The organism is Pseudonocardia sp. DR1-2 (assembly GCF_023717215.1).
GTDB classification, from domain to species: domain Bacteria; phylum Actinomycetota; class Actinomycetes; order Mycobacteriales; family Pseudonocardiaceae; genus Pseudonocardia; species Pseudonocardia alni.
Genome location: NZ_JAMQOF010000009.1, coordinates 85574 through 103383 on the forward strand (window position 1 = coordinate 85574; position 17810 = coordinate 103383).

17 protein-coding genes are annotated in these 17810 nt (G+C 75.8%); 7 read left to right on the forward strand and 10 right to left on the reverse strand.

What is annotated here, in order from left to right; translation table 11 throughout:
* The first annotated feature begins 126 nt into the window (after positions 1-126).
* Together ND486_RS24275 and ND486_RS24280 are read left to right on the forward strand one after the other, a co-directional pair.
* A complete protein-coding gene (locus ND486_RS24275; protein ID WP_251786731.1) occupies positions 127-1020 on the forward strand; it encodes an aminoglycoside phosphotransferase family protein in 894 nt (297 codons plus the stop codon).
* A 17-nt stretch (positions 1021-1037) separates the two neighbouring features.
* Positions 1038-1940 carry a 1,4-dihydroxy-2-naphthoyl-CoA synthase gene (locus tag ND486_RS24280; protein WP_251786732.1) on the forward strand — a complete coding sequence of 301 codons (903 nt, stop codon included), beginning with the start codon at positions 1038-1040 and terminating at the stop codon, positions 1938-1940.
* Between the two features lie 4 nt (positions 1941-1944).
* Here ND486_RS24280 and ND486_RS24285 read toward each other — a convergent pair whose 3' ends face one another.
* On the reverse strand, positions 1945-2202 hold the full coding sequence (locus ND486_RS24285) for a hypothetical protein (RefSeq protein ID WP_251786733.1): 258 nt from the start codon (positions 2200-2202) through the stop codon (positions 1945-1947).
* Between the two features lie 176 nt (positions 2203-2378).
* On the opposite strand from ND486_RS24285, the gene menE reads away from it, so the two are divergent.
* The 3 genes from menE to ND486_RS24300 all read left to right on the forward strand — a co-directional run bounded on the left by menE (position 2379) and on the right by ND486_RS24300 (position 6527).
* Positions 2379-3617, forward strand: a complete 1239-nt coding sequence (gene menE, locus ND486_RS24290; protein ID WP_285899225.1) for an o-succinylbenzoate--CoA ligase — start codon at positions 2379-2381, stop codon at positions 3615-3617.
* A 226-nt stretch (positions 3618-3843) separates the two neighbouring features.
* A complete protein-coding gene (locus ND486_RS24295) occupies positions 3844-5520 on the forward strand; it encodes a hypothetical protein (RefSeq protein ID WP_251786734.1) in 1677 nt (558 codons plus the stop codon).
* Positions 5521-5654: 134 nt separating this feature from the next.
* Entirely contained in the window at positions 5655-6527 is an 873-nt protein-coding gene (locus ND486_RS24300; RefSeq protein WP_251786735.1) for a 1,4-dihydroxy-2-naphthoate polyprenyltransferase, read from the forward strand.
* Between the two features lie 81 nt (positions 6528-6608).
* On the opposite strand, the gene ND486_RS24305 is transcribed toward ND486_RS24300, so the two are convergent.
* Entirely contained in the window at positions 6609-7085 is a 477-nt protein-coding gene (locus ND486_RS24305) for a DUF4229 domain-containing protein (protein ID WP_224401379.1), read from the reverse strand.
* Positions 7086-7385: 300 nt separating this feature from the next.
* Between ND486_RS24305 and ND486_RS24310 the strand changes: the two genes are divergently transcribed.
* Together ND486_RS24310 and ND486_RS24315 are read left to right on the forward strand one after the other, a co-directional pair.
* A complete protein-coding gene (locus ND486_RS24310; RefSeq protein WP_073576557.1) occupies positions 7386-7598 on the forward strand; it encodes a BldC family transcriptional regulator in 213 nt (70 codons plus the stop codon).
* An 85-nt stretch (positions 7599-7683) separates the two neighbouring features.
* Positions 7684-7917, forward strand: a complete 234-nt coding sequence (locus ND486_RS24315) for a hypothetical protein (RefSeq protein ID WP_062398018.1) — start codon at positions 7684-7686, stop codon at positions 7915-7917.
* 128 nt (positions 7918-8045) lie between these two features.
* Here the strand turns inward: ND486_RS24315 and ND486_RS30085 are convergent, their stop codons facing one another.
* The 8 genes from ND486_RS30085 to ND486_RS24355 form a co-directional block, all read right to left on the reverse strand.
* The gene (locus ND486_RS30085; RefSeq protein WP_374231725.1) at positions 8046-10343 is read right to left on the reverse strand and encodes an AAA family ATPase; all 2298 of its coding nucleotides are present in this window, start codon (positions 10341-10343) and stop codon (positions 8046-8048) included.
* A 43-nt stretch (positions 10344-10386) separates the two neighbouring features.
* A complete protein-coding gene (gene ccsB, locus ND486_RS24325; RefSeq protein WP_100878773.1) occupies positions 10387-11343 on the reverse strand; it encodes a c-type cytochrome biogenesis protein CcsB in 957 nt (318 codons plus the stop codon).
* 6 nt (positions 11344-11349) lie between these two features.
* On the reverse strand, positions 11350-12996 hold the full coding sequence (locus ND486_RS24330) for a cytochrome c biogenesis protein ResB (RefSeq protein ID WP_251786736.1): 1647 nt from the start codon (positions 12994-12996) through the stop codon (positions 11350-11352).
* Complete coding sequence (locus tag ND486_RS24335) at positions 12996-13868, reverse strand: cytochrome c biogenesis CcdA family protein (protein WP_224401376.1); 873 nt, start codon at positions 13866-13868, stop codon at positions 12996-12998. The genes ND486_RS24330 and ND486_RS24335 overlap by 1 nt, the downstream gene beginning before the upstream one ends.
* A 96-nt stretch (positions 13869-13964) precedes the next feature.
* Positions 13965-14564, reverse strand: a complete 600-nt coding sequence (locus ND486_RS24340) for a TlpA disulfide reductase family protein (protein WP_062398027.1) — start codon at positions 14562-14564, stop codon at positions 13965-13967.
* A complete protein-coding gene (locus ND486_RS24345) occupies positions 14561-15220 on the reverse strand; it encodes a histidine phosphatase family protein (protein ID WP_178375916.1) in 660 nt (219 codons plus the stop codon). The genes ND486_RS24340 and ND486_RS24345 overlap by 4 nt, the downstream gene beginning before the upstream one ends.
* A 2-nt stretch (positions 15221-15222) precedes the next feature.
* Positions 15223-16536, reverse strand: a complete 1314-nt coding sequence (gene hemL / locus ND486_RS24350) for a glutamate-1-semialdehyde 2,1-aminomutase (RefSeq protein ID WP_251786737.1) — start codon at positions 16534-16536, stop codon at positions 15223-15225.
* Between the two features lie 49 nt (positions 16537-16585).
* A complete protein-coding gene (locus ND486_RS24355; protein WP_251786738.1) occupies positions 16586-17407 on the reverse strand; it encodes a hypothetical protein in 822 nt (273 codons plus the stop codon).
* Positions 17408-17810 lie beyond the last annotated feature (403 nt).

The window sequence follows — 17810 nt, forward strand, 5'->3', positions numbered from 1 at the left end:
CGGCGCAGACTCCGGCACCTGCGACGGCCCCGGGCTGGGAGATGACGCTACCCCGCGGTCCCCGGGCCCCTCCCGTCGACGGGAACGCGGTTGCGGTGATCCGGATCGCCTCGGCACGCTGCGTGGATGCCCCGTGACGAGCTCGCCGACACCGTGGTGCGCACCTGGGGCGCGGCCGGGGCCGGCTGGCTGGCCGCGTCGGACCGCCTGGTCACCGGCCTCGCCCACGAGCTCGGTCTGGAGCTCGGCGCGACGCTGCCGCAGAGCTTCCACGCGGTCCGCGCGGTCACCTGCGCCGACGGCTCCGCGGCCGTGCTCAAGGCGGGAGTTCCCGACGGGCACCTGGACGCCGAGATCGCGGCGCTGCGGGCCTGGGGCGGCGACGGCGCCGTCCGGCTGCTGTGGGCCGACCCGGCCCGCGGGGCGCTGCTGCTCGAACGGGCCGACCCCGGCACCGAGCTCGCGGAACTGCCCGACGGGCCCGCCGTCGAGGTGCTCGGCGGGCTGCTCGCCCGGCTGCACCGCGCACCCGTCCCGGCCGGGCTCGACCACGTCGCGGGCGAGCGCGCGGCCCTCGACGCCCATCTCGCCCGGCCCGACGAGGTGCTCCCCCGACCGCTGGTGGAACGGGCGGCGGCACTGTGGACCCGGCTGTGCGACTCCGCGGAGCGCGAGGTGCTGCTGCACGGCGACCTGCACCAGCACAACGTGCTCGCCGCGACCCGGGAGCCGTGGCTGGCGATCGACCCGCACGGCCGGGTCGGCGATCCCGGCTACGACTGCGGTCAGCTGCTGTACAACCCCCTCGGCGCCGACCCGGCCGAGCTGGCCCGCCGGGCCCCGGACAGGCTGGAGCGCCTCGCCGACGCCGTCGGGATCGGGTGGGACCGCGCCGTCGCGTGGGGGTTCGCGGTGTGCGTGCTGTCCGAGGTGTGGGACGCCGACGGCGACACCGGGTGGCCCGGCCCGGGCCCCGCACTGGCCGTGGCCCGGCGGCTGGCGCCGCTCGTCGCGGAGTGAGTCCTTAGGGTTCGGCCATGACCGTCTCCGAGACCTTCGACCCGGACGCCTGGACGCCGGTCGACGGGTTCGACTTCCGCGACATCACCTACCACCGCGCCCGCGCCACCGGGGCCGTGCGGATCGCGTTCGACCGTCCCGAGGTCCTCAACGCGTTCCGGCCGGGCACCGTCGACGAGCTCTACCGCGCCCTGGAGCACGCCCGGACCAGCGCCGACGTGGGCGCGGTGCTGCTGACCGGGAACGGCCCCTCCCCGAAGGACGGCAAGCGCGCCTTCTGCTCCGGCGGCGACCAGCGCATCCGTGGCCGCACCGGCTACCAGTACGCCTCCGGGGACACCGCGGAGACCGTCGAGCAGGGCCGGGCCGGGCGGCTGCACATCCTGGAGTGCCAGCGGCTGATCCGGTTCATGCCGAAGGCCGTCATCGCCGTGGTGAACGGCTGGGCCGCCGGTGGCGGGCACTCGCTGCACGCCGTCGCCGACCTCACGATCGCCTCCCGCGAGCACGCCCGCTTCAAGCAGACCGACGCCGACGTCGGCTCGTTCGACGGCGGCTACGGCTCGGCCTACCTGGCCCGCCAGGTGGGCCAGAAGTTCGCCCGGGAGATCTTCTTCCTCGGCCGGACCTACAGCGCCGAGCAGATGCACCACATGGGCGCGGTCAACGCGGTGGTCGACCACGCGGACCTGGAGACCGAGGCCCTGCAGTGGGCGACGGAGATCAACGGCAAGTCACCGCAGGCCCAGCGGATGCTGAAGTACGCCTTCAACCTCGCCGACGACGGCCTGGTCGGCCAGCAGCTCTTCGCCGGTGAGGCGACCCGGCTGGCCTACATGACCGACGAGGCGGTGGAGGGCCGGGACTCGTTCCTGGAGAAGCGGGACCCGGACTGGTCGCCGTTCCCCTGGCACTACTAGGTCGTCACTCCGCGGCGGGGCGCGGCCGGGGCACGGGGACCGGCCGCGCCGCGACGACGGCCCGCGGGCCGCTCTGCTGCGGGACGGCGACCGCCGGGCGCTGCGGCGCCGGGGCCGGGGTCACCGGGCCGGACGGCACGTCGAAGGCCAGGGCCGCGAGCTCGCCGGCGACCGCACGGTGCCCGGAGCCGGCGGGCCGGCGGCAGCGCAGCGAGCGCGGGCTGCCGGTCGGGGACGCGTCGGCGGTGGCGGTGTACGGCATGGTGAGCTCCTTCGAACCCGTGACCGGCGGGCGGGTGCGCCGCCGCTCTCACCCCCTGAGTCGGGTGGAAGGCCCCCCGCGTTGCACCCGCCCTACACCGTTCCCCGAATCTGATGAAAGACGCCGTTCGGACGCCGCTCCCGGTTGCGTGCGTCACGACAGACAGGGTTGACAGCATGACTGTGCGTGCACTTCCGGTGGACGGCTCCGCGGAGTCGGTGACCCGGCTGGCGGCCGCGCTGCGGGCCGCCGTGGACGGCACGGGTCCCGCGGTGCTGCCCGTCCGGGCCGAGCCGGGCCCGGGTCCGGGTGCCGCGGCGCCGGGCGACGCCGGGCCGGACACCGCCGGACCGGGCGCGCTGCCCGGGCCGGTGGCACGGGCCGCCGCGGCCGGGGAGCTGCCCCACGGGCTCGCCGCCGTCGTCGCCACCTCGGGGTCGACCGGGGAGCCCAAGTACGTCGCGCTCACCGCGGACGCGCTGCGGGCCTCGGCCGCGGCGACGCACGCCCGCCTCGGCGGCCCGGGGTCGTGGCTGCTCACGCTGCCCGCCGAGCACGTCGCCGGGGTCCAGGTGGTGCTGCGCGCCCTGCTCGCGGACACGGCCTGCGTGGTCCAGGACGTCCGCGACGGCTTCCGGCCCGACGGCCTGGCCCGCGCCACCGGGCGGATGGCGCACGGCACCCGTCGCTACACCAGCCTCGTCCCGACCCAGCTGGCGCGGATCCTGGACCACGGCGGTGCCCCGCTGTACGCCCTGGCCGGGTACGACGCCGTGCTCGTCGGCGGGGCCGCACTGGACCCGCGGCTGCGCGGGCGCGCGCTCGCCGAGGGGATCCGGGTGGTCACCACCTACGGGATGAGCGAGACCTGCGGCGGCTGCGTCTACGACGGCGTCCCGCTCGACGGCGTCGAGGTCACCCTCGACCCGGCCGACGGACGGGTGGTGCTCGGCGGGCCGGTCGTCGCCGGCGGGTACCTGGGGGCGCCGGAGGCGACCGCGGAGGCCTTCGTGTCCGACGGGGGCGTCCGCCGGTTCCGGACCGGGGACCTCGGCGCGCTCGCACCGGACGGGACGCTGACCGTCCTGGGCCGGGTCGACGACGTCGTCAACACCGGGGGCGAGAAGGTCGCACCGGCCGCGGTGGAGCGGGCGCTCCTGGCGGTCGACGGCGTCCGCGCGGCGTGCGTCGTCGGCCTCCCCGACGACGAGTGGGGCCAGATCGTGGCCGCGCTCGTGGTGCCCTCCGGGGCCGCACCGGACGATCACGCTCTGTGTGCCGCGGTCCGCGCGGCGTGCGGCCGGGCCGCCGTGCCGCGGCTGCTGCTGCGGGCCGACACCGTGCCCGAGCGCGGGATCGGCAAGCCCGACCGCACCGCCGTCGCGGAGATCCTGGCGGGGGCACGCCGCACCTGACCGCTCACCCAGCGGAGTTGTCGGTCACGGTGGGCAGTCGGATCACGGCGTTGCGTCACGGTCTCCACCACCCGATCCGTGTACACACCTTGGAGTTGGTTCACGCAGCGTGCGTTGCGCGCACCCCTGAGATCGAGTGTGCTTCGACCACTGGCGACACAGAGCCCTCACCCATCACAGGGCTCCCCGTCGTCACACGAGTCACAGCGATCAGCGGGGGTTGTCCATGCGCAGCATCACGCGGGCCGGGCTGCGGGCCATCGGTCTGCTCGCCGCGACCGGCGCGCTCTGTGCCGCCGCCACGGTCCCGGCGATGGCCGACGAGCCGGGCACGACGTGGCAGCCGGAGCTGAGCGAGGGCACCGGCAACGGTGTCGTCGTCTCGCCCGACGGGGCCCGGTTCGACCGGTCGACGGCCTTCGGGGCCCCGGCCGACGAGGGGGACACGGAGTCCTCCGCGGACCCGGCCGGGGTGGTCCCGACCGGGCTGCTGACCCTCGCGCCGCGCACCCTGGACACCCCGACCCGGGAGGTCGACTCCCGGCTCGTCGCGGACACCCCGCCCGGCTCGACGGCGTCGGTCGACGTCCGCGGGAAGCGGGCGGGCGGCGGCTGGACCGAGTGGATCCCCGCCCAGGACTCCCGCACCGAGCTGCCGGAGGCCGTCACCGAGGTGCAGGGACGCCTGGTCCTCACCGCCACCGGCGCGGCCGACCCGACCGTCCGGGAGCTCACCCTCACCGCGACGCCCGGCTCCGGCGCCGAGAGCGGGCCGGCCACCGAGGCCGCTCCGCGCAGCTACTCGGTGTTCGCCACCCGCGAGGGGCTCGTCGGCGGCACCACCGCGAACGGCCACAAGATCGTCGACCGGGACCGCTTCGTCGCGCTGCCCTCACGCCGGGCGCTCTCGGCCAACGGCAAGACCGACTACTCGGTCAAGGTCTGCGCCCCCAACGGACGCTGCGCGATCGCCCCGGTCTGGGACATCGGCCCGTGGAACACCAAGGACGACTACTGGAACCCGTCGAACCAGCGGGAGATGTGGAAGGACCTGCCCCAGGGCGTGCCGCAGGCCGCGGCCGCGCGCAACGGGCACAACGGCGGCAAGGACCAGTTCGGGCGCCGGGTCGCCAACCCGGCGGGCATCGACCTGGGCGACGGCATCTTCTGGGACGTCCTCGGCCTGAAGGACAACTCGCAGGTCCAGGTCGACTACCTGTGGACCGGGTCGCAGCGGCTGTCCGCGATCCGCACCGAAGGCACCCCGGACATCCAGATCCTCGCCCGGCCCGAGGCCGGCGCGGAGTCGGTCGGGATCGCCGTCGACGCCACCGAGGTGCCGGTGCAGTGCACCTCCGGCGCGTTCGTCCGGATCGGCGACGGCCAGTACCTCCCGGCGACGGCGTTCACCGGGCTGCCGGGCGACGTCCCGGCCTGCGACGCGGCGGCACCGTCCGCACCCGCCGCACCCTCGCCCGCTGCACCCACCGCGCCCGACGCCGCCCCCGCTCCGTCGGCCCCCGGCACTCCCGCGGCTCCCCCGGCGCCCGGCACTCCCGCAACTCCCCCTGCGCCCGACACCTCCGCGGCTCCCGCGGTGCCCGACGCCTCCGCCGCGGCCGGCGGCTCGCCGGCTCCGGCCCCGGCCGTCCCCACCGCACCGTCCGGTGCCACCCCGTCCGCGCCGGCACCGTCCTCCTCGACGCCGTCCGCGCCGTCCGCGCCGTCCGCGGCGACGGGACCGGGAGCCGGAGCACCGGCCGCCGGCGGGGCCACGGCGGGCACCCCCTCACCCGGGTCCACCACCGCGACCACACCCGCGACCGGCGTCCCCACCGGCGACAACCAGGCCGCCCGTGTGACCCCCGGCTCGGCCCAGCGGGCGCCCTCCGGCACCTCCTGACCGTCCTGCCCGGCAGCCACACCCCTGCGCCGGTCCGCACACCCGTTGCAGCGGGTGTGGCGACCGGCGCAGGGGTGTGGCCGTGCCGTGGGACGGCTCCGTCGGACGGCGGCGCGGCGGGATAGGTTGCCGGGGTGGCCACCACGGCAGAGTGGGTCGAGGGTGCGCGGCCGCGCACCCTCCCCACCGCGATCTCCCCCGTCCTCGTCGGGACCGGCGCCGCGCTCGGCGTGGGCGCCCTCGCCCCCGGTTCCGCGCTGCTCGCCCTCCTGGTGGCGGTCGCGCTGGTGATCGGGGTGAACTTCGCCAACGACTACTCCGACGGCATCCGCGGCACCGACGACGACCGTGTCGGCCCCCAGCGTCTGGTCGGCTCCCGGGCCGCCGAACCGGCCACGGTGAAGGCCGCGGCGTTCGCCTGCTTCGGGGTCGCCGCCGTCGCCGGGCTGGTGCTCACGGCGGTCTCCGGCCAGTGGTGGCTGCTGCTCGTCGGGGCGCTGTGCATCGTCGGCGCCTGGTACTACACCGGCGGCTCGCGGCCCTACGGCTACGCCGGGCTCGGCGAGGTCGCGGTGTTCGTGTTCTTCGGCCCGGTCGCGGTGCTGGGCACCATGCTGACCCAGGCCGGCCGCGTCGACGCCGCCGCCGTCGGGGCCGCGGCCGGTGCCGGGCTGCTGACGTGCGCGGTCCTGGTCGCGAACAACCTGCGGGACATCCCGGGCGACCGGGTCGTCGGCAAGCGGACCCTCGCGGTGCGGCTCGGGGACCACGGCACCCGGATGCTCTACCTCGCGCTGGTGCTGGTGCCGTTCGTCGTCGCGGTCGGCGCCGCGTTCGACCGGCCGGGGCTGCTGGTGGCGCTGCTCGCGCTGCCCGCCGCGGTGCGGCCGGTGCGGATCGTGCTCGGCGGGGCACAGGGTCCCGCGCTCATCCCGGTCCTCAAGGACACCGGCCTGCTGCTGCTGGCGTGGGGCGTCGCGGCGGCGGTCGGGCTCGCGTTCGGCTGAGCGCTCCCGGCACCGCGCACCTCCGGCCGACGCGCCCCGGGGCGCATCGGCCCCGCCCCACGTCGGACCGGGCCCGGACCGTCAGCGGGTCGGGCCGTCGCCCTCCGACGGGGCCGGGTCGGACCCGGCCGGCACCTCGGCCCCGTCCGCACCGGCCGCGGCAGGCGGGGACGCGACGGTCGACGACGCGGACGGCGCGACGGGGGCCTCCGGGGACGCGGGCGCGACGGGCGTGTCCGGGGACGGCGGCGGGCCGACGTCGCCGCGCAGCTGGGCCCGCAGCGACGCACGCTCGGAGGACCGGCGGGCCGTCGACGCGGCGATCGCCCGGTCCAGCCGCTCCCGCAGCCCGCGGAACAACACCATCGACAGCGGCAGTGCGACGACGAGCGCCACGAGCAGCGCGACGAGCCACGGCACGCCGATCAGCGCGAGGACGACCGTCATCACGGCGAGCAGACCGAGCCGCGCGAGCGTGTAGAGCGCCACCGTGGTGGCCAGCCCGGGCTCACCGGCGCGCTCCCGCGCCGCGGCCTGCGGCGGGGTCGGAGACGTCATGGTCCCCAGGGTACGGGCCGGACCGGCCGGACCGCGGCTGCCCGGTTCCACCCGGCCTCGCCCCGGACGTCCGGATCGCGGGCACCCGCCCGGGCGGAGGTCCCTCCCCGGGCGTCCCCGGCTGTCCGGTTCGAGTTGTTCACCGGCTTTGCCCTTTAAGAACCCTTTACTCACACAACACCGTTCGAGTACCCGGGGTCTGAGGTGTCACGATGGCCCGGAAACCGAGAGCGGTACCCGGCCGGATGCCTCCGGCGAGCACCGTGACACATACTCCACGTGCACTTCGGGAGGATCCCCATGGCAGCTCCGACTCAGGCACCCGAGCGTCTCCTCACCCCGGGTGAGGTGGCCACGCTCTTCCGCGTCGACCCCAAGACCGTGACCCGCTGGGCCTCGGCGGGCCGGATCGGCTCGATCCGTACGCCGGGCGGCCACCGCCGGTTCCGCGAGTCCGAGGTCCGTGGCCTGCTCGCCGACCTGACCAGCGAGGCCAACACCGGTCTCCGCTGACCCGGAGCGCACACATGGGGTGAGGGTCTCGACTTCACCCGTACGTCAGGCCACCTTCGCTACGCTGGACAGCGGAGGTGGCCTGATGTTGTTCTTCCTGATCCTTCTCGTCGGCGCGGCCGTGGTCGCGGTGCTGCTCGTGCGGACCCTGCGGTCCGAACAGGTGGTCTCCGACCGCATCCCACGCGCGGAGTTCCCCTGGTCGTCGGGCCAGCGGGCCGAGAAGCCGCGCGCGACCGGCCCCGACGACGACCCCGACTTCCTGCGCGAGCTCGACGAGAAGGTGCGCAACCAGGAGGACCCGCCCGAGCGCCCCTGAGCGGGTCGCGCCGGCCGGCACCTCCCCCAACACGCCTTTACCGAAGGGCGGTCCACCCACCGGGCGGACCGCCCTTCGGTGTCTCCGGTCACATCCGGGTCGGCGACGGGGACCGTCGCGGCCCGGGATCAGACCGGGAAGCCGTCGGCGACGGCCGCCGCAAGCTCCAGCAACGCCGTCCGGGTCGTCTCCTCCAGGCGCTCCAGGTCGATCTCCGCGCCCTCCTCCAGGTGCGGGTCGAACGGCACCTTGACCACGGCCCGGCACCGTCCCGAGAAGTGCTCGGCGACGCGGTCGAGGTCCACCCCGCCACCGGCACGCCGGTACACGGTGTTGATGACGACGACGGCGTTGCGGACCAGCGCCCCGTAGCCGTGGGCGTCGAGCCAGTCCAGGGTCGCCGAGGCGCTGCGGGCGCCGTCGATCGAGCCCGACGACACGACGACGATCTGGTCGGCCATCCCCAGCACGCCGTACATCGCGGAGTGCATCAGGCCGGTACCGCAGTCGGTCAGGACCAGGTTGTAGAAGTGCTCCAGCAGGTCGACCGCGCGCCGGTAGTCGTCCTCGCTGAACGCCTCCGACACCGCCGGGTCCTGCTCGCTGGCGAGCACCTCGAGCCGGGACACGCCCTGCGAGGTGTAGGCGCGGACGTCGCTGTAGCGGCGGACCCGGTCGGCGTCGCGCAGCAGGTGGCGGACGGTCGCGGTGGTCTCCAGCGGGATCTTCTGGCTCAGCGTGCCGCGGTCGGGGTTGGCGTCGACGGCCACGACCCGGTCGCCGCGGTGCGACGCGAACGTCGCCCCGAGGGTCGCGGTGACCGTCGTCTTCCCGACCCCGCCCTTGAGGCTCAGCATCGCGATCTTGTGCGAGCTGATGAGCGGCCGGTTCGCGCGGGCCACCAGGTCACGCCGGTGCAGCTCCGCGGGGCTCTCCCCCGGGTTCACCAGGCCGCCGGTGAGCACGTAGACCCAGCGACGCCACCCGCTCGTCGGCGGACGGCCCGCGCTGCCGTGCCCCGTGCGCGAGGGCGCGAGGTCCAGCCCGCCGTGCGGCTCGTCGCCGCGGCGGTGCTGCGCGGCCCGGGCCTCGATCGCCTCGGGGGCCGTCCAGCGGGGCCGCTTCACCCCCGTCTGCGGGCGGCCGCGCGGCGGGGTGAGGGTGCGCTGGGGTCCGGTCTCCGCGGACTCGTCGTCCCAGGCGGCGCGCCAGGGACGTTCCCCCTGGCGGGGGCGCCGGTCGTCGCGGGAGCGCTCCGTCCGGGGGGTGCCGGTCCGGGCCCCCCGGCCGGGGTCGCTGCCGGCTGCGGCGGGCCCGGCGACGGCGGCCCCGTCCTCCCGCGCGGTCGCCGGGCGCCGGGCGGTCTCGGCGGGCCGTGCCGGCCCCGTGTTCCCGGAGCCCTCGCCCGGCGCCGGTTCCGGGGCCGGACCGGCGGAGGACGGGTACCCGTCCCGCACCGCGCGGCCGGCGTGCGCCGGACCCGCAGGATCCGTGGGCGCCGGAGCGGCGGGGGCGGAGTGCGGCGGATCGGCGGACACGGGCGCGTCGTCGTATCCGGCGGCCGCGGTGCGGCCCGGGGAGTCGTACCCGGCGGCCGCGGTGCGGCCCGGGGAGTCGTCCCGGGAGGCCAGGGCGCGGTCCGGGAGGTCCGGGCCCGCTGCGCCGCCGTCCGGCGGGTGTCCGGGAGCCGTGGTGTCACCGTCCGCGGAGTGCCCGGGGGCCGCATCGCCGTCCGGGGGGTACCCGGCGGGCGTGTCGCGGTCCGCGGGGTACCCGGGAGTCGTCTCGCGGTCGCCGGTGTCGTCCGCCGCGCGGCCCGCGGACCGGTCGGCGCGCCAGATGAGGTCCGCGTCGGGGTCGTCGTCGGGCACCGCGGAGGCGGGCACGGCCCACCACGGCTCGGGGTCGGCACCCGCGGCACGGTAGAGACCGGTGTCGTCGGGGCCGTGGTCCTGCACGGCCGGGTCCGGGGCGGCGTCGTCGCGGCGGTGCCGGGGGTCGCCTGCGGAGGCCGGGGCGGGCTCGTCGTCGGGGTCGGCGACGGTCGCGGCGCCGGAGGAGGCCGGGCGCGGGGTCTCGCGCAGGGCGGACAGGTCCATCCCGTGCGGCGGGGTGGACGGGTCGATCTCGTCGACCAGGTCGTCGTCGATCTCGGGCAGCTCGCTGCCCCACGCCGAGCCCGCCGGCGGGGTCTGCGTCCCGATGGCCGCGCGGCCCGGGGCGGGCGCCGACGCGGCGCGTTCGGCGGCCGACGGGGTCCGCGGCGGCGTGGCACCGGCGTCGGGGACCGGCTCCGCAGCGTCGTCACCGCCGGTCCGCCTGCGCCGTCCGAAGGACCGGCCGGGGGACTCCGTCGTGGCCCAGCGCTCCCGCACGTAGCGGCCCACCGAACCGTCGGGCTGCTCGCCGGAACCGTTCTCACTCACGGGAAACGACGGTAGCCGCGCGGAACCCGGTGGTCGAGGCGCCTCACACCCCCGCGTACGAGTGCAGTCCGGCCACCACCATGTTGATGAAGAACAGGTTGAACACGATCGTGGCGAAGCCGGCCGTGTTGATCCAGGCCGCGGCGCCGGAGTTCTTCCACCCCGCGGTGGCCCGGGCGTGCAGGTAGGCGGCGTAGAGCACCCACGCGACGAAGGCCACGGTCTCCTTCGGGTCCCAGCCCCAGAACCGGCCCCAGGCCGCCTCGGCCCACACCGCGCCGGTGATGATGCCGAAGGTGTAGAGCGGGAACGCGAGCACCGTCACGCGGTACGCCAGCCGGTCGAGCGACTCCGCCGACGGCAGCTTCGCGGCCCACGACGCCGGCTTCCCGTTCCGCTTGACCAGGAACAGCAGGCTCGCCACACCGGGCACGAGCAGCAGGCCCGACGCCAGCGTGATCGTCGTGACGTGGATGATGATCCAGTACGACTGCAGGGCCGGGACGACCGGCGCCGCGTCGAGGTAGAGCACGGTGCCGGTGACGAACATGAGCAGCACGACCGGCGTCAGCACGAACACCCCGGCCGGGCGCAGACCCGGGTGCCGGCGCACGAGCACCAGCCACGCCCCGACGGCCATCAGGCACAGCGCCGAGGTGAACTCGTACATGTTGCCCAGCGGCCACCGGTAGGCGGCGAAGCCGCGCAGCACGATCGACCCGAGGTGGGTCAGGGCCGCCAGCACCATCAGCGAGATGCCGATCCGGCCGTAGCGGTCGGCACGGGAGCGGCGGCCGTCGTCGGACGGGGGCTCCTCGGGCGCCGCGACCGCCGTGGACCCGGCCCCCACCGGGGCGGGCTCCTCGTGCCGGGCCGCGGCCCGCGCGACGCGCCGGGCGGCGTACTCCAGCGACGCGAACACCAGGGCCAGCAGCAGCACGACGAGCGTCGCCTGGAACAGGCGGTCGCTCCACATCGCGGTGGTCGGGTCGACGAGCATCTCGGGTTAACCGTCCTTCTTGTCCGTCGGGTCGAGCAGCTCGGTCGCGAGCCGGTCGAACTCCTCGCCGTAGCCTGCCCGGTCGGTCCGGGCCAGACCACCGAGGGCGATGTGACCGCCCCCGCCGTCGCGCGGGGACACCCGCACCCAGAACCGGCGACGCGTGACCGACAGCGACAGCGCGAGGCCGCCGACCATCAGCACCGCCGCGGCCAGCACCCAGGACTGGCCGGGGTCGTGGCCCACCTGCAGGTTCACCCACGGGGTGACGCCGTCGAACCGGACGACCGTGCCGTCCGGCAGCCGGGTGGTGTCGCCGATCCCGAGCCGCGCCGTCGCGACGGAGCGCAGCTCGCCGTCGTCGATCTTGCCCTGGTCGACGCTGAAGATCGACTGGCCGCGGCCGTCGTCGATGCCGAGGTCACCGAGGAGCACGTCGACGTCGGCGGTCGGCGAGCGCAGGTCCGGGTGCACCGACACCAGCTTGCCCTCGGGGTCGACCGCGCCGGTCGGTGCGAACGTCCCGGTGACGGCGAGCTGCGTGGTGCGCCGCTGCTCCGGGTCGGTGATGCCGGGGCGCTCGAACTTCGTCGCCCCCTCCGACAGCTGGGTGCCGGACTGGTCGACCGGGCGCCACTGCACCTCGCCGGTGCGGCTCTGCCCGTCCGGCCAGGTCACCGTGAACTCCGGTGCGTAGCCGTAGCCGGTCAGGTAGACGCGGTCGCCGTCGGTGCGCAGCGGGTGGTTGACCGCGATCTCGTCGGGGCGCCAGGTGCTGACGCCGTCGCGGACGTCCTGCCCGGTCTGGAACCCGACCGAGGCGCCGAAGGTCGACGGCTGGCCGTTCGGCAGCCAGGTGCCGTCGAACCGGTCGACCTTGACGCAGAAGTCGTTGAGGTCGGTGCCGTCGACGCGCAGCCCGGCGCGGAAGCTGTCGTAGCCGAGGATGGAGCTGTTGCAGAACTCGCTGCCGTCGGCGCGGACGATGACGTCGCCCTCGTAGCCGTACATCTTGCCGCCGGCCAGGCCGAGCAGGATGCCGATCAGGCTGAGGTGGAAGACGAGGTTGCCGGTCTCGCGCAGGAACCCCTTCTCCGCCGAGATCGTGCGGGAGCCGTCGTCCTCGCTGCGCTCCACGGTGCGCCAGCCGCGCAGCAGCCGCCGCGCCCTGGCCAGCTCGTCGTCGACGCCCGCGGTCGTGTCGCCCTCGGCGTGGTGCGGCAGCCGTGCCAGGTTGCGCGGGGTCATGACCGGGGGCTGGCGGATCGAGCGCAGGTACTCGCCGGTGCGCGGGAACACGCAGCCGACCAGCGAGATCATCAGCAGCAGGTAGATGGCGGCGAACCACGGGCTCGCGAACACCTCGAACCCGCCGACCGCGTCGATCACCGGCGCGACGGCGGGGTTGTCGCGGTAGAAGTCCTCGACGAGGAACGCGTTCAGCGACCGCTGCGGCAGCAGGGCCCCGGGCATCGCGGCCAGCGCGAGGAGGAACAGCAGGACCAGCGCGGTGCGCATGCTGGTCAGCCCGCGCCAGGTGTTGCGCAGGAACGCCAGCGCGCGGGCGAACGGCCCGGGCCGCGGGGACGACGGGGGCACGCCGTCCGGTGTCGACACGGAGGGCTGCGGCGGGGCGTCGGGCGGGGAGCTCATCAGATCGGCGGGGTGAATCCGGCGATCGACACCTGCAGCTTGACCAGCCACTGGGACCACAGACCGGAGACCAGCAGCGCTCCGACCCCGACCAGCAGCACTCCCCCGGCGATCTGCACCGCCCGGGTGTGGCGGCGCAGCCAGCCCAGCGCGCGCACGGCCCGGGTCGCGCCCAGCGCGATCAGCACGAACGGGATCCCGAGCCCGGCGCAGTAGGCCAGGATCAGCACGATCCCGCGCACCGAGCCGCCCCCGGTACCGGCGGCGACGGCGACGACCCCGGCCAGCGTCGGACCGATGCAGGGCACCCAGCCCAGGCCGAAGACCGCGCCCAGCAGCGGGGCGCCGGCGAGACCGGCCCGCGGCGTCCAGTGCGAGCGGTACTCCCGCTGCAGCGCGGGGATGGCACCGGCGAACGCCAGCCCCATCACGATCATCACGACGCCGCCGATGCGCTGGAGCAGCGCCTCGTTGTCGATGAGGACGTCGGACAGCCACACGACGCCGACCATGACCGCGCCGAACACGACGGTGAACCCGCCGACGAACAGCAGCGCGGCCCCGGCGACCCGCCAGCGGCCGTCGTCCCGGACCGGCGCGGCGGTCACGGCGGCGGCACCCGCGACGCCGTCCTGCACGCCGTCCTCGGGGGCGGTCGCGGTCCCGCCCCGGCGGGCGGCGGCGCGCTCGGTGGCCTCGGCCGGGGTGACGGGCGGGGACTGCGCGCCGACGAGCCCGGCGAGGTAGGCGAGGTAGCCGGGGACCAGCGGGACGACGCACGGCGACGCGAAGCTCACCAGCCCCGCGGCGACCGAGACCAGCACTGCGAGCAGCAGCGGCCCCGAGATCGCCAGCGTCGTCGTCGCGTCCATCGCATCCCAGGGTAGAAGCCCTGCTCGGGGTGCCGCGCGGCGGGTTCTACAGCGTGTAGTTCACCGGTCGGGGCGCGACCGCGCGGTCACCCGGGGTCAGCGGGACGAACCGGACCTCGGCTCGGCGGCGAGCCGGGTGATGAGCGGCAGCAGGTCCGAGCTGCCGACCGGGACCAGGAACACCGCGGCCACCCGGGCGTCACGGTCGAGCACGATCGTCGAGGGCACGACGTTGCGCGGGTAGCCGTCGAGCCGGGCCAGGGTGCGGCCGGGCGCGTCGTAGATCGAGTCGTAGGTGATGCCGCGGTCGGTCACGAAGTCCAGGGCGGCCTGCCGGTCGTCGCGGACGTCGATCCCGAGGACGACGGCCTTGCCCCGGGCCGCCTCGGCCACGGCCTGCAGCTCGGGGGCCTCGGTCCGGCACGGGCCGCACCAGGAGCCCCAGATGTTGATGACCCGCACCGTGTCGGGGAAGTCGCCGATGCCGACCTGGGTGCCCTCGCGCAGCAGGCTCTCGCCGCGCAGGTCGGTGATCGGCTGACGGCTCTCCGGTGGGTCGTAGGTGATGCGCACCTGGCCGCCCGGGGCGACGAACTGGAAGTCCTGGCCGGGTCCCCCGCCCGCGGCGTCGCGGCCGACGCCGCACCCGGCGACGAGCAGCAGCAGCCCGAGCAGGGCGGGCAGCAGGCGTCTCATGCCCCGGTCACCATCGCGCCGCTCGGGCCGGCCGGCTCGGCGTAGCGCAGCCCGGTCATCCGGGTGCCGGTGAACTCGATGCTGGTCAGCGAGGCGAGCGCGCACTGGCGGCGGCGCGGGTCGTGCCAGAGCCGCTGCCCCATGAGGTAGCGGCGCAGCGTCCAGATCGGCAGCTGGTGGGACACGCACACGACCTCGCGGCCGGGTGCGAGCGCCCGCGCGGCGTGCACGGCGCCGAGCATCCGGTGCGCGATCGCGAGGTACGGCTCGCCCCAGGACGGGGTGAACGGGTCGCGCAGCAGCCGCCACACCTGCGGGCGCTTGAGCGCGCCGTCGCCGACTCCGAACCGCTTGCCCTCGAAGAGGTTGCCGGACTCGATCAGGCCCTCCTCGGTGTGGATGTCGACGCCGTGGGCGTCCGCGATCGGGCGGGCGGTCTCCTGGGCGCGCTGCAGCGGCGACGCGACGACGGCGGCGACGTCGTTGCCGTCGAGGTACGCGGCGACGGTCTTGGCCTGGGCCCGGCCGTGGTCGGACAGGTGGTAGCCGGGGATGCGGCCGTAGAGGACGCCCTCGGGGTTGTGCACCTCGCCGTGGCGCAGCACGTGCACCACGGTCACCGGTCCCGACGCGGGCGGGCTGGTCCGGTCACCCATGCTCAGGCCCCGTCCGGACGGGTGGCGGCGGCCGCGGCCCGCGCGGCGGCTGCCAGGCCGGTCTCGATCCGCTCGAACGCCTCGTCGTCCAGCGCGGTGGAGACGAACCAGCCCTCGAAGGCGCTCGGGGGCAGGTAGACACCGTGGTCGAGCATCGCGTGGAAGAACGCCGGGTAGCGCCAGGTCTCGGCGGCCTTGGCCCCGGCGTAGCCGGTGACCGGGCTGCCGGTGAAGAACGGCGAGAACATCGTGCCCGCGTACTGCAGGGTGTGCGCGACGCCCTCCCGCTCCAGCGCCGCGGTGACCAGCGCGCCGACCCGGTCGGCGTGGGACTGCAGGGTGGCGTAGGCGGCGTCGTCGGCGTGGCGCAGCGTGGTGAGCCCGGCGGCGACGGCGACGGGGTTCCCGGCCAGCGTGCCCGCCTGGTAGACCGGCCCGGCCGGGGCCAGGTACGACATGTGCTGCGCCGACCCGCCGAACGCTGCCGCGGGCAGCCCGCCGGACATGACCTTGCCGAAGGTGTAGAGGTCGCCCGCGACGCCGTCGCAGCCGAACCAGCCCTGCCGCGACGCGCGGAACCCGGTCATCACCTCGTCGATCACCAGCAGCGCGCCGTGCGCGTGGCACAGGTCGCGCAGCCCGGCGTTGAAGCCCTCGACCGGCGGGACCACGCCCATGTTGCCCGCGGCGGCCTCGGTGATCACGCAGGCGATGTCGGCGCCGCGCTGCTCGAAGACCTGGCGGACGGCGTCGAGGTCGTTGTAGGGCAGCACCACGGTGTCGGCGGCCTGGGCACCGGTGACGCCCGGGCTGGTCGGCAGGCCGAGGGTGGCGATCCCGGAGCCGGCGTCGGCGAGCAGCGCGTCGACGTGGCCGTGGTAGCAGCCGGAGAACTTCACGATCACCGTGCGGCCGGTGATCCCGCGGGCGAGCCGGATGACGCTCATCGTCGCCTCGGTGCCCGAGTTGACCAGGCGGACCTGCTCGACCGGGGTCCGGTCGACGATCTCGGCGGCGAGGTCGATCTCGCCCGGGGTGGGGGTGCCGAACGACAGCCCCTGCGACGCCGCGGACCGCACCGCCTCGACGACGGCCGGGTGCGCGTGCCCCAGGATCATCGGCCCCCAGGAGGAGACGAGGTCGACGTAGGTGGCGCCGTCGGCGTCGGTGAGGCGGCAGCCCTCACCCGAGACCATGAACCGCGGGGTGCCGCCGACCGAGTTGAACGCCCGCACCGGGGAGTTCACCCCGCCCGGGATCAGCTCGGTCGCCCGCTCGAACAGGCGGGCGGACTCCTTGGGTTCCGGGTTGCTCACGGCGGTCCCTGCGCTTCCGGTGCTCACGTCCCCAGTCTCGCAGCCGGTGTCAGGACCGGCTCGCGGCCCCGAGCTTGCGGGTGGCGTACCACTCCTTCGCCGGGCGCCCGAACAGCAGCGCGACCCCGGCGACGGACAGCGCCACGACGAGCACCGCGAACAGCGGGATCGTCGGCGCCATGAGCAGCAGGAGCGGGATCCCGTAGACGCCGGCCAGCACGGCCAGCGCGATCCGGGCGCCACCGGCCCCGAGGAACGCGACGACGGCGAGCGCGATCCACACCAGCGCCAGGACGAGGAAGACCCCGCCCATCACCCGCACGAACTGGGTGAGCTGGTCCATCGTCAGACCGGTCTGGGCCAGCGCGGCGTCGATGTCGGCACGCGGGAGCCCGGTGTCGTTGAGGACCGCGTCGTTGATCGTCGCGAACATCGCGCCGATCCCCATGACGACGAACGGCAGCGCCGCCGCGACCAGCGCGACCAGCGCGGTGACCACCTGACGCGGCCGGGCCGGACGTCCCTGCGGCCCGCTGCCGAGCCCCGCCGGGGGCGGCCCCCAGCCCGACGCGGCGTTCCACTGCTGGCCCTGCCCGGCCTGCTGCCCGGGCTCCGGCTGCGGCGCGGCGCCCGGCTGCGCGGTGGTCCCCGGCTGCGCGGTGGTGCCCGGCTGCGCGGTGGTGCCCGGCTGCGCGGTGGTGCCCGGCTGTGGCGCGGGCGCGGCGGGTGCCTGCTGCGGGGCAGGCGGCGGTGTGGCGCCGCCGTGCCAGCCGTGGGGGTACGGGTTCTGCGGGTACTGCGGGTAGTGCCCCGTCGACGGCCCGGGCCGGTAGTACTGCGGGGCGTCGTGCTGTCCCGGGTTGCTGCTCACGACCTCCACGGTAGCCGGGCCGGTGTCCGGTTTGCCACGTTCGGCGGTACCCGGCGCCGCGATTCACCCCTCACGGCCCGGCACCACCGCCCGGCACCGCCTGTCGCCGCCCGGCGGGATCCGGCACCACCGCCCGGCGGGAACCGGCGCCACCGGCCGGCCGCCGCCGGGGCCCTGCGATGCCGTCCTTCCGGAACCGGGACGCGGTGCCGGGCCCCGGTCTCGTCGGGGCCATAGGGAGTACGGCGAATCCGCTTACCCGGTAAGCGAACTCGCGGACCGATGGCCCCGGATGTCGCCGCCCCGGCGCCCCTCTCCCCCCGCGGAGCCCCTCCACCGCGTGAACGGTCTCCGTGAACGCCGTCTCCGATGGTGGTGCCGCCGACCCGCGCGGGCGGGGACA